This window comes from Streptomyces sp. NBC_00271, from assembly GCF_036178845.1.
In the GTDB taxonomy this organism is placed as follows: domain Bacteria; phylum Actinomycetota; class Actinomycetes; order Streptomycetales; family Streptomycetaceae; genus Streptomyces.
The window spans coordinates 3266098-3278251 of sequence record NZ_CP108070.1 but is presented as its reverse complement, the minus strand read 5'-3'; the positions used below and the strand labels follow the sequence as shown (position 1 = coordinate 3278251).

The window sequence follows — 12154 nt, the reverse complement described above, 5'->3', positions numbered from 1 at the left end:
TGTCTGTCTTCCAAGTCCGCCAATGGACTTGCACTATGCCTTCTGGAAGCTGACCCTGAAAGCTCCGGGCGCGGTCGGCCCGGACCGACACCCGGTGGTGAGCCAGCATGGTTCTCGGGAGCGACCTCAGGCGGGACAACGGCCGGGGGGTGGCGGCGCTGGTCGCCCTCCTCCTCGCCGGGGCCCTCACGGCGTGCGGCGACAGCAGCGGCGGCGGGAGTTCGACCCCTCCGCCCACCCCCACCGTGGAGCGGCCCAGCAGCGCGTCACTCAGCCCGACCGGCCCGGACGACCCGGCGGCGGCCGAGAACCAGGTCAGGCGGAACTGGGAGAAGTTCTTCTCCCCGTCCGTCCCCGTCAAGGACAAACTGAACTACCTGGAGAACGGCGACCGGATGACCGCGGTCGTCCAGGGCTTCAGCGGCGACAAGCGTGGTCAGCAGGTCGCGGCCCAGGTCCAGAAGGTCGTGTTCACCGCGCCGGCCGTCGCCGAGGTGACGTACGCGCTGACCCTGAAGGGCGCGACCGCCCTGCCGAACGCCTCCGGGACGGCCGTCTACGAGAACGGCACCTGGAAGGTCTCCGACAACACCCTCTGCGCCCTGGTCGCGCTGAGCGGCGACGGATCCGCGACCCCGGCCGGCTGCTGACCCGCCGTGCGCCCCAAGGGAGTTCCCGAAGGAGTCCTCGCCGCCGGCCTGCCGCTCCTGCTGGGCACGGCACTCGTCCTGGGCACGGCGGCCTGCGGCAGCCGCCTGCCCGAGAGCGTCTTCGAGCACCGGACCACGCCCGCCCCGCGGAGCACCGCCCCGCTGCGCGTCGGCATCGTCACCAGCGCCACCAGCCCTGTCGGCGGCTCCGCCTTCACCGGCCCCCGCGACGGGGCCAAGGCCTACTTCGACCGCCTCAACGCGCGCGGGGGCATCGACGGCCGCCCCGTCGAGGTGCGCACCTGCGACGACGGCGGCAGCGGCGTGGGCGACAACGAGTGCGTGCACCGGCTCATCGACGAGGACAAGGTCGTCGCCCTCGTCGCCACCACCGCCCTCGACTACGCGGGCGCCTCCCGCGTGTCCGCCGCCGGGGTGCCCGACATCGGCGGACAGCCCATCGGCGCGGCCTACGACACCTATCCGCACCTCTACGGGATCTACGGCAGCCTCGCGCCCCGCGAGGGAACACCGGGCTGGGGCGGGAAGCTGTACGGCGGCACCGAGGTCTACCGCTACTTCAAGCGCGTCCACGGCGCCCGTACGGCCGCCGTGATCTCCTACAACCAGTCCGCGTCGGCCGCGTACGCCCGGCTCGTCACCCGGGGTCTGAAGGCCGAGGGCTACCAGGTGGTCACCGAACAGGTCGACTTCGCGCTGCCCAACTTCCGCGCCGCCGCGGCCGATCTGAAGGACCAGGGCGCCGACCTCGTCTTCGACGCCCTCGACACGCACGGCAACGCCCAGCTGTGCAAGGCGATGGACGACGTCGGCGCCAAGGTCATCGCCAAGGTCACCAACGTGCAGAACTGGACCTCCACCGTCCCCGAGGACTACAAGGACGCCCCGCGCTGCCGCAACGCCCTGTGGGCGACCGGATCCAGCCGGAACTACGAGGACACCTCCGACGCCGCCGTCCGCGCGTTCCGGGACGCCACCAAGGGCCTGCCCACGCATTCCCAGTGGCAGTTGGAGGGCTGGGCGGCCGCGATGTGGTTCACGGACGCCGCGAAGTCCTGCGCGAAAACGGGCGTCACACGCGTGTGTGTCGACCGCTTCATGAACCGCGGCGCCCCGTACACCGCCGACGGCCTGCTGATCCCCGTCTCCTCCGAGCGCCTGCCCACGCCTCCGAAGACCCGCCGGACCTGTGTCTCGGTGGCCCGCTGGGAGGACGGCAGCGGCTGGGTCTCCCAGGGCGACATGAACAGCGACTGCTTCGAGGTGCCGCAACTGTCGTACGAGCCCTGACGTGCCTCGACTGTCCTGCGCGCCCTGATGTGCACATGAGAAGCAACCATTCACCCGGGCCCGGGGTCTATCCCGACAGGAGGCGGATCCGACGGAGGACCCGGCGGTGCCGCCCCGCACGAAAGGGCGCTCGCATGATGACGCCGGTCCCGCGGACCGCTCGGCACCGCGCCGACCCGGACGCCGCCGTGCCCCCGTGCGCCGACTGCATCGCCGACTCCGCGGGCGGACTGACCTTCGACGTCACCGAGACCGGCGAGCCGGGCGCCGCGCTCCTGGTGCTGCGCCACCGCGAGAGCCACGAGGCGGTCAGCCTGCCGCTGACCCCCACCGGGGACGGCCGACTGCGCGCCGCGCTGCCCAGCGGCGTCGCCCTGCCCGAGGGCCGCTGGGACGCCTACGTCCAGGTCGCGGGAGGCGAGCCGCGACGGCTGGCCCCGGGCGTCGACGACCTGCGCTCGCTCGTCGCCCGGGTCCCCAGCGGCTCCCTCGGCCATGTCGCCGTCCGCATCCCGTACGCGACCCGGCACGGCAACCTCTCCGTGCGCAGCTGGCTGCGGGCCCCGCACGCGGAGGCCGTCGAGCTGTACCGGGCGGAGCGGGGACTGGGCGTACGAGGCCGGGTGTACGGCGTTCCCCTCTCGCCGGACGCGTATGCCGAGGTCTGTCACCGGGACGCGGCCGGTCCGCCGATCCGCGTGGAAGTGGCCGTGGAGCAGGCGGAGTTCGGCTTCACGGTGGCATACGGCGCCCTGCGGCCCGGCGTCTGGGACCTGTGGCTGCGCCCGGCGGGGGAGGGCGGGCCCCGGGTACGGATCGCGCGGCTGCTCGACGCCATCGCCGACAAGCGCCTCTTCCTCATCCACCCGAGGGTGCCGGTGAAGACCCTGTACGGCCCGGTGGAGGCCGGGCCCTCCTACACACGGGACAACGACCTGTCCGTGACGGTCACCGCGGCCGGCTGACCGCGCCCGGCGCCCAGGAGCACCTTGCGGACAGTGGTTGTCCGCAAGGGCTGGCAAACTCGACGGCATGTTGGAGACATCGGCACGGCTGCTGCGGTTGCTCTCACTGCTGCAGGCCCACCGCGAATGGTCCGGGGCCGATCTGGCGGACCGTCTGGGCGTGACGCCCCGCACGATCCGCCGCGATGTGGACCGGCTGCGCGAGCTGGGCTATCCCGTCAACGCCAGCCCGGGCACGGGAGGCGGCTACCAACTCGGCGCGGGAGCCGAGCTGCCGCCGCTGCTGCTGGACGACGACGAGGCGGTGGCCGTCGCGGTCGGGCTGCGCACGGCCGCCGGGCAGGGCATCGAGGGCATCGGCGAGACCTCCGTACGCGCCCTCGCCAAGCTCGAACAGGTCCTGCCGAGCCGACTGCGCCGCCGCGTGAGCGCCCTCAACGCCTTCACCGTGCCGATGCTGCGCGGCCCCCAGCCCTCCGCCGTGGACCCGGGCGTGCTCACGGAACTCGCCCACGCCTGCCGCGACGGTGAGCGGCTGCGCTTCGAGTACCGCGACCACGGCGGCTCCCCGACCCGCCGGACCGTCGAACCGCACCGCCTGGTGTGCACCGAACGCCGCTGGTACCTGGTCGCCTGGGACGTCGACCGCGACGACTGGCGCACGTTCCGGGCCGACCGCATCACCCCCAGGCCGCCGCACGGACCCCGCTTCACCCCCCGCACGCCACCGGCCGAGGATCTGGCGGCCTACGTCTCCCAAGGGGTCTCCACACGCGCCTACGCCTCGCAGGCGGTCGTCCGGCTCTTCGTGCCCCTCGAAGAGGCCGCCGAGCGGATCTCCCCCTCGGCGGGGACGCTGGAAGCCTCCGGGGAGGACAGCTGCGTCCTGCGCACCGGCGCCGCGAGCCTCGACGTGATGGTGATTCACGTGATGCTGACAGGCTTCGAGTTCGAGGTCCTGGAGCCGGCCGAACTCACCGAGGCGATCAGGACGTCCCGGGACCGGCTGTCCCGGGCGCTGGAGCGGTTTCCTGACCGTTCGCCCCGTACTGGGGATGGTGCAGGTCGAACGCCGGGCTCTCGGAACGGATCCGGGGCAGCGTGACGAAGTTGTGCCGGGGCGGCGGACACGAGGTCGCCCACTCCAGGGAGCGGCCGAAGCCCCAGGGGTCGTCCATCTCGACCTTCGTGCCGTACTTGGACGTCTTCCAGACGTTGTAGAGGAACGGCAGCGTCGACATGCCCAGCAGGAACGCGCCGATCGTCGAGACGGTGTTGAGCGCCGTGAAGCCGTCGGCGGCCAGATAGTCCGCGTACCGGCGCGGCATGCCCTCGGCACCCAGCCAGTGCTGCACCAGGAACGTCGTGTGGAAGCCGACGAAGAGCGTCCAGAAATGGATCTTGCCGAGTCGTTCGTCGAGCATCTTGCCGGTGAACTTGGGCCACCAGAAGTAGAAACCACCGAAAGTCGCGAAGACGACGGTGCCGAAGACGACGTAGTGGAAGTGCGCGACCACGAAGTACGAGTCGGTGACCTCGAAGTCCATCGGCGGCGAGGCCAGGATCACTCCGGTCAGACCGCCGAACAGGAACGACACCAGGAAACCGATGGCCCACAGCATGGGCGTCTCGAAGGAGAGCGAACCATTGATCATCGTCCCGCTCCAGTTGAAGAACTTCACCCCCGTGGGCACCGCGATCAAGAACGACATGAAAGAGAAGAACGGCAGCAGCACCGCGCCCGTCGCGAACATGTGGTGCGCCCACACCACGATCGACAGACCGGTGATGGCCATCGTCGCGGCGACCAGCGTCAGATAACCGAAGACCGGCTTCCTGCTGAAGACCGGCAGGATCTCCGTGATGATCCCGAAGAACGGCAACGCGATGATGTAGACCTCGGGATGCCCGAAGAACCAGAACAGGTGCTGCCACAGCAGCGCGCCGCCGTTGGCCGCCTCGAACACCACCGACCCGAAGCGCCGGTCCGCCTCCAGGACCAGCAGCGCCGCCGCGAGCACCGGGAACGCGAAGAGGACGAGGATCGAGGTGAAAAGGATGTTCCAGGTGAAGATCGGCAGCCGGAACATCGTCATGCCGGGGGCCCGCATCCCGACGATGGTCGTGATGAAGTTCACCGCGCCGAGGATCGTGCCGAAGCCCGTCAGCGCCAGGCCCATGATCCACATGTCGGCGCCGATGTTCGGCGAGCGCTCCAGGCTGTTGAGCGGGGCATAGGCGAACCAGCCGAAGGAGGCGGGTCCGTCGGGCACCATGAGCGAGCCGAGGACGATCAGGCCGCCGAAGAGGAAGAACCAGTACGACAGCATGTTCAGGCGGGGGAAGGCGACGTCCGGGGAGCCGATCTGCAGCGGCATGATCTCGTTGGCGAACCCGGCGAAGGTCGGGGTGGCGAACAGCAGCAGCATGATCGTGCCGTGCAGGGTGAACAGCTGGTTGAACTGGTTGTTGTCCACGATCTGCAGACCGGGCCGGGCGAGTTCGGCGCGCATCACCAACGCCATCAGACCGCCGATGAGAAAGAAGGCGAAAGACGTGATCAGGTAGAGGTGGCCGATCTTCTTGTGGTCCGTCGTGGTGAGCCAGTCCACGGCGAGCCGCCCCGGTCGCTGCCTCCTGTATACGGGTGGCGCCGTCGCCTGCGCGGTCTCCGTGCCCATTGCTCGCCCCTTCGCCGTCGCGCCGTGGGCCTGCCTGAAGCTCACGCCGTGGTGCTCGCATCGCTCCGCGCCCCGACAGAAGATGTGCGGGGGTTCTGTGCTGGAACCGTGCATTTCCTATGCGGTGTCAGCTTCCGCGACATGCCCCGGAATCGGAATGGAAGACTTCCCCCACGGGATCTCGACGGGGGACTCCGCACTTTCCATTGGGTTATTCGGGACGGCGTCAAGGTAGTCCCGAATTACGTTCGAAGGGGTGCGGGACACGTGCGGAACCCCTCGTACGTGTGACGGAGTTCGGCCGAAACGCGTGTAGCGATCCTGTGACAGAAGCGCGACCGGAGGGGCATGGGTGACGCAGGGTCTTGGGCCCGGACTTCCCCCGCCGCGGTCGGCCGCCTAACGTGGCGGTCATGGCACCCATTCCCACCCCGCCCGCAGAGCCCCAGGACAGTCCGCAGGCCTATGTCGGCCTGGAGGCGAGGAGCGCCGAGCACCGCGCCCGGGAGCACGGCTGGTCCACGGTGCGCTCGCTGCCGCCCGGCGCGATCATCACCATGGAGTACCGCACGGGGCGGCTGAACTTCGAGGTCACCGACGGCCGGGTGACCCGCTGCTGGAAGGGCTGAGGCCACGTAATGCGCGAAGGCCCCCGGCTCACGAGCCGGGGGCCTTCGCTGTGCGGGGAGGTTGTGCGTACCGGCCCCGCTGTTCTCCATGATCGGTCCGTTGTGCCTCAGCCGCCTGTCAGCGGCCGGGCGGACGATGTCGTGGTGGCGCGCGCCACGCGGTCCGGGTGCGGTGGACGGCGGCTGCCGACCGGGGTGACCGGGGTGCGCTCCGAGCGGGTCGTGTGGGGTCCGGGCGCCAGGTAGACCGGCGCCCGGGGCGGGCGGGCGGAGGGCACCGCCCCGCGTACCGGAGCCTCCTCGTTCACCGGGACCGACTGCTTGACCAGCACGGGCACACCGACCGGGGAGCCGACCGGAGCCTCGGCCGGGGCGGGCACCGCACGGCCGCGGCGGGCGCGCCAGGCGTCGCGCAGGGTGAACAGACCGGTCTCGGCGCGGGCGATCAGCGGCTCGCACCACGGCAGCGCCAGCAGGATCAGCAGACCGGCGGCCCAGCCCAGCAGCACATCGCTCAGCCAGTGCGTACCGAGGTAGACGGTGGTGAGGCCGACGCCGAGCGAGGTCACGGCGGACAGCGCCGACAGCCAGCGCCTCGCCCGCGGGGTGGAGGCCAGATAGGCCAGGATTCCCCAGGTCACGACGGCGTTCGCGGTGTGGCCCGAAGGGAATATATCGCCGCCGAGACCCATCTCGTTCGAGCCGATCGTGATGGCGTAGTGCGGGCCGAGGCGGCCCATGCCGAGCTTCGCGGCGCCGACCGTGATGTTGAGCAGCAGCAGCGAGGCGCCCAGCGTGAGCATCGGGCGCAGGGTGTGCTGCCGCCAGGAGCGCCAGCCGAGCCATGCGGCGACCATCACGGCGGTGGGGCCGCGCTGGCCCAGCACCACGTAGTAGTCGAGGAACGCGTGGATCTCCGGCCACTGCTGATAGGGCCGGAAGAACATGACCTGCCAGTCGAACCGGACCAGCCACGATGTGATCGCAACGGCCCACACGATGGCCACGTAGAAGGCCAGGGTGGCTCCGAGGAGCACAACCCTGTGCCTGCTCATCTTCGGCACATCGATGTTCGCCGGCCGTTCCGGCTCACGGTCCAACCGGGCGAAGACCCGGTCCAGACGGGTGAGGTTTCGTTCGGTACGCACTCAATCGACGTTACAGCGAGTGAGCTGCGTTCCAGGCCGAATCACTCGCTTTGTGATGACGATGTGATGTGGGATTCCTCTCAGGGCGATGTTTAATTCCAATGATTCTCTAATCATCGGCGCCCCGATCCTTCAATTCCATTGATCGGCTTGGGCTTCTGTTTTATGTCACTTTTGAATTCGTTCACCGAATCCTGGGGTGGAATTCTCCAGCCGCTCACCGAGCGTCAACGGGTGGATCATGGCGGACCGGAGCCGTTCAGCCAGAACGCTCCGTAGAGCGCGGAGGCCATCGCCACGCCACCGAGGATCAGTGCTGACCTGGACGTACGCAGTCGCGCCAGGGCCAGCGCGAGGGGGAGCAAGAGGGGGAAAGCGGGCAGCAGGAGGCGCGGTTTCGAGCCGAAGTAACTCGACGCGCACAGGGCGAGCGCGACGACGATCCCCGCGTACACCAGCAGCGCCGGCGGCTGGCGTTGTCGTACACACGTCACGTACAGCCAGACGATCAGTGCGACTCCGACGATCAGTCCGACGCCGGCCGGAGCGGACGGGAATGACGTGAACTTGTCGCCCACGAAGCGGGCGAACGCGTACCCGCCGTCGAATCCGTTGCGCCAGCCCGCCTGGACGTCGAGATAGCCGAGCGGCCCCTTGCCCGTGCGGTGGCCGACCCAGAGCACATATCCGGCGGCGCCGAGCGGCGCGAGGAGCATGCCGAGGGCGCGTCGGAGCACGGGCGCGCCGTGCGCGGGATGCGCGCTCCGATCCCGCACGAACGAGGTGATGGCCGCCACCCACAGGGCCGCGACCACCGCGGCCCCCACCGGGCGGGTCAGCCCGGCGAAGGCGGCGAGCAGACCGGCCGTCACCCAGCGGCCGGTCAGCACCGCGTAGAGCGACCAGGCGGCGAGCGCCGTGAACAGGGACTCGCTGTACGCCATCGACTGCACGATGCCGACCGGCAGCACCGCCCAGACCAGCACCGCGCAGACGCCCACGCGGGGGCCGTACACGTGGTCCGCGACGGCGAAGATCCCCCAGGCCGCGGCGAGCGAGGCCAGCGTGCTGACCAGCAGCCCGGCATCCGCGTACGACAGAGGGGAAAGCGCCGAGACGAGCCGCTCCAGCCAGGGCAGCAGCGGGAAGAACGCGAGGTTCGAGTGCACGTCACCGTTGGGCAGCCGCACCTCGTAGCCGTAGCCGAGATCGGCGACGCGGGTGTACCAGAGCGCGTCCCAGCGGGCCGTCAGCAGTGTGTGGGCGCTCTTGCCGTTCGCCGCGCTCCACAGCGCGAGCGTGAGGACGCCCAGGGCCCGTACCGCGGCGTACCCGAGGAGGGCGGGCGCGGCCCGGCGTGGCGCGCTCGCGCCGGGCGGCGTCGCGAGGGGCGTCTCAAGATCGGTCACGGGCTCGATTATCGACGGCGGGCGGAACCGGGCGGCCGTGCGGGGCGTGGTGCACCAGGGGGAGCGTGGCGTACGCCACACGCTCGGCAAGGAGAACGTGAGAGGTCCGCCACGTGTATGCGACAGGAACTCGCGTACGCTGGCCGCTCACTCGCCTTTGATGCGTGCGTCCGGGACCCCGCTCCTCCCGGACCGCAGCCGCAGGGAGTCCCCACCCAGCGGATCGCCGAACGCGAGGGAACATCTGGGAGGTACGTACATGTCCGGGACGACCACGGCCGCAGAGTGTCGCCGTCGGGAGGCCGGGGCCGGTGCCAACCGCTGGGTCGTCCTCGTGGTGCTGTGCGTCAGCCTGCTCCTCGTGGCCCTCGATGCCACCGTGCTGCACGTCGCCGTGCCCGCCGTCACCGAGGACCTCAAGCCCGGCGCGATAGAACTGCTCTGGATCGTCGACGTCTATCCGCTCGTCTGCGCCGCGCTGCTGATCCTCTTCGGCACGCTGGGTGACCGGGTGGGCCGCAGACGTGTGCTCCTCCTCGGATACGGACTCTTCGGCATCGCCTCCGGGATCGCCGCGCTCGCCGACAGCGCCCAGGTCCTCATCGGCGCGCGCGCCCTGCTCGGCGTCGGCGGCGCGATGATCATGCCCGCGACCCTGTCCATCCTGCGCCAGGTCTTTCCCGACCGGCGGGAGCGGGCTCTCGCGATCGGCATCTGGAGCGCGGTCGCCGCGGTGGGCGCGGCGGTCGGGCCGCTGCTCGGCGGGTTCCTCCTCGAACACTTCTGGTGGGGATCGGTCTTCCTCGTCAACATCCCGCTGATGCTGATCAGCCTGCCGATCGGACGGCTGCTGCTGCCCGAGTCCTACGGCGACCGCGACGGTCCCTGGGACGTGGTGGGGGCCCTGACGGCCGCCGCCGGGCTCTTCGGGCTCGTGCTCGGGGTCAAGCGGCTCGGCGGCGGTGAAGCGCCGTTCGGCCCGTTCACGCTGGCGCCGCTGTTCGTGGGCGGCGCGCTGATGTTCGCCTTCGTACGGCGCCAGCGACGGCGTACGCATCCGCTGGTGGACCTGCGGATGTTCTCGCGGCCCGCGTTCAGTACGTCCGTGTGCTGCATCGTCCTCGCCATGCTCGCGCTGGTCGGGCTCGAGCTGATCGCCGCGCAGTACCTGCAACTGGTCCTCGGACTCTCGCCCCTGCAGACCGGGCTGCGGCTGCTGCCGCTCACCTTCGCGGCGATGGCCGCGGGGCTCGCGGGGGCGCGGCTGCTGCGGCGGTTCGGGCCGCGCGCGATGGTCTGTTTCGGGTTCTGTCTCACGGCGGTGGCAGTGGTCACGCTCACCGCGATGGGCGGGGACGACAACACCGGGCTGCTGCTGTTCGGGTTCGTGCTGCTCGGGTTCGGGCTGGAGACGACGCTCTTCGGGGCGTACGAGTCGATGCTGAGCGAGGCGCCGCCGGCGCAGGCGGGTGGGGCGGCGGCGATCGGCGAGACCTCGTACCAGCTGGGGGCGGGGATCGGGATCGCGCTTCTGGGGAGTGTGATGAACGCGGCGTACGCGCCCGGACTGTCGTCCGTACCGGGGGTCTCGCCGGGGGACTCCGCTGCGGCGGGGCACTCGTTGGGAGAGGCGTACGACGTCGCTGCGCGGCTCGGCGGGGTGCGGGGGGCGGCCCTGCGTCATGCGGCTCGGGACTCCTTTGTGCACGGGCTGCATGTGACGTTGCTCGTCAGTGCGGGGTTGTTGTTGCTGGGGGCGGGGATGGCGTTGCGGTTGCCTCGGGTCATGGAGTGCGGGGTGTCTGCGGCGGGCTCGGCGGAGATTCCGGCGCCTCGGGGGGTTGCGGAGTCCCGCGTCTCGGCGTAGCCGAGGGTTCTCCCGCCCACGCACCACCCGTTTCCACCCTGTCGACACGTGCGGGTCTCCCGTGGGGGCTGCCCGTCGTCGGCGGCTGCCGGTCCGCTCGGAGAGCGCCCACGCGCCACCGCCGACGGCGCTTCATCCCCGCGGGGGACCCACGCTTGTCGGCGTACTGGAAACGGGTGGTGCGTGGGTGGGGGAGGTACTGGACGTGCGGGACGCTGGGTCGTACCGTCGGGGCGAGACCGTAACTAGCGGTGCTAGTTTTAGCGTGCCGGAGGCTGCCCCCATGTCCGCGTCCTCGAAGCTCCCGCCCTTCGACCCCACCGACCCCCTCGGCCTCGACGACCTCCTGGACCCGGAGGACCTGGCGATCCGGGACACCGTACGGACATGGGCCGCGGACCGCGTCCTGCCGTATGTCGCCGAGTGGTACGAGAAGGGCGAGCTGCCCGGGATCCGGGAGCTGGCGCGCGAGCTCGGCGGGATCGGGGCGCTCGGGATGTCGTTGGAGGGGTACGGATGCGCGGGCGCGACCGCCGTGCAGTACGGGCTCGCCTGTCTGGAGCTGGAGGCCGCCGACTCGGGCATCCGGTCCCTCGTCTCCGTACAGGGCTCCCTCGCCATGTACGCCATTCATCGCTTCGGGGGCGAGGAGCAGAAGCAGCGGTGGCTGCCGGGCATGGCCGCCGGTGAGGTCATCGGGTGCTTCGGGCTGACCGAGCCCGACCACGGGTCCGACCCGGGCGCCATGCGGACGTACGCCAAGCGTGACGGCGGCGACTGGGTGCTCAACGGGCGCAAGATGTGGATCACGAACGGCTCCGTGGCCGGGGTCGCGGTCGTCTGGGCGCAGAGCGAGGACGGGATTCGGGGGTTCGTCGTGCCCACCGACGCTCCCGGGTTCTCCGCTCCCGAGATCAAGCACAAGTGGTCCCTGCGGGCGAGCGTGACCAGCGAGCTCGTACTCGACGACGTACGGCTGCCCGCCGACGCCGTACTGCCGGACGTGACCGGGCTCAAGGGCCCGCTCAGCTGTCTGTCGCACGCGCGGTACGGGATCGTGTGGGGCTCGATGGGCGCCGCGCGGGCCAGTTTCGAGGCCGCCGTCGAGTACGCCAAGACGCGCGAGCAGTTCGGGCGCCCCATCGGCGGGTTCCAGCTCACCCAGGCCAAGCTCGCCGACATGGCGGTGGAACTGCACAAGGGGATTCTGCTCGCCCACCATCTGGGGCGGCGCATGGACGCGGGACGGCTCCGTCCCGAGCAGGTCAGCTTCGGCAAGCTCAACAACGTACGGGAGGCGATCGAGATCTGCCGGACCGCCCGTACGATCCTCGGCGCCAACGGGATCTCGCTCGAATACCCCGTGATGCGGCACGCGACCAACCTCGAATCGGTGCTCACCTACGAGGGCACCGTCGAGATGCATCAACTCGTGCTGGGCAAGGCGCTCACCGGACTCGACGCCTTTCGGTGAGTCGAGCACCGGAGAGCAGG

The 12154-nt window shown here is 70.4% G+C and carries 10 protein-coding genes; 7 read left to right on the top strand and 3 right to left on the bottom strand.

Annotation, left to right across the window (positions count from 1 at the left end):
* Positions 1-107: 107 nt before the first annotated feature.
* The 4 genes from OG798_RS15360 to OG798_RS15345 all read left to right on the top strand — a co-directional run bounded on the left by OG798_RS15360 (position 108) and on the right by OG798_RS15345 (position 4031).
* Complete coding sequence (locus OG798_RS15360; protein WP_328757203.1) at positions 108-650, top strand: hypothetical protein; 543 nt, start codon at positions 108-110, stop codon at positions 648-650.
* A 48-nt stretch (positions 651-698) separates the two neighbouring features.
* Entirely contained in the window at positions 699-1961 is a 1263-nt protein-coding gene (locus tag OG798_RS15355) for an ABC transporter substrate-binding protein (RefSeq protein WP_328760031.1), read from the top strand.
* A gap of 137 nt (positions 1962-2098) precedes the next feature.
* Complete coding sequence (locus tag OG798_RS15350; RefSeq protein ID WP_267063795.1) at positions 2099-2926, top strand: hypothetical protein; 828 nt, start codon at positions 2099-2101, stop codon at positions 2924-2926.
* A 67-nt stretch (positions 2927-2993) separates the two neighbouring features.
* Positions 2994-4031, top strand: coding sequence for a helix-turn-helix transcriptional regulator (locus OG798_RS15345; protein WP_267061398.1), 1038 nt, complete (start codon positions 2994-2996; stop codon positions 4029-4031).
* Here the strand turns inward: OG798_RS15345 and ctaD are convergent.
* Complete coding sequence (ctaD, locus tag OG798_RS15340) at positions 3913-5607, bottom strand: aa3-type cytochrome oxidase subunit I (RefSeq protein WP_120985116.1); 1695 nt, start codon at positions 5605-5607, stop codon at positions 3913-3915. The genes OG798_RS15345 and ctaD overlap by 119 nt on opposite strands.
* Positions 5608-6020: 413 nt before the next feature.
* Here ctaD and OG798_RS15335 point away from each other — a divergent pair, with 413 nt between their 5' ends.
* On the top strand, positions 6021-6236 hold the full coding sequence (locus OG798_RS15335) for an I78 family peptidase inhibitor (protein ID WP_075027802.1): 216 nt from the start codon (positions 6021-6023) through the stop codon (positions 6234-6236).
* 107 nt (positions 6237-6343) lie between these two features.
* On the opposite strand, the gene OG798_RS15330 is transcribed toward OG798_RS15335, so the two are convergent.
* On the bottom strand, positions 6344-7384 hold the full coding sequence (locus OG798_RS15330) for a phosphatase PAP2 family protein (protein WP_097226331.1): 1041 nt from the start codon (positions 7382-7384) through the stop codon (positions 6344-6346).
* A 239-nt stretch (positions 7385-7623) separates the two neighbouring features.
* On the bottom strand, positions 7624-8793 hold the full coding sequence (locus OG798_RS15325) for a glycosyltransferase family 39 protein (RefSeq protein WP_121416588.1): 1170 nt from the start codon (positions 8791-8793) through the stop codon (positions 7624-7626).
* 259 nt (positions 8794-9052) lie between these two features.
* On the opposite strand from OG798_RS15325, the gene OG798_RS15320 reads away from it, so the two are divergent.
* Complete coding sequence (locus OG798_RS15320; RefSeq protein ID WP_267061397.1) at positions 9053-10660, top strand: MFS transporter; 1608 nt, start codon at positions 9053-9055, stop codon at positions 10658-10660.
* Positions 10661-10943: 283 nt separating this feature from the next.
* Positions 10944-12134, top strand: coding sequence for an acyl-CoA dehydrogenase family protein (locus OG798_RS15315; RefSeq protein ID WP_267061396.1), 1191 nt, complete (start codon positions 10944-10946; stop codon positions 12132-12134).
* The last annotated feature ends 20 nt before the right edge of the window (positions 12135-12154 follow it).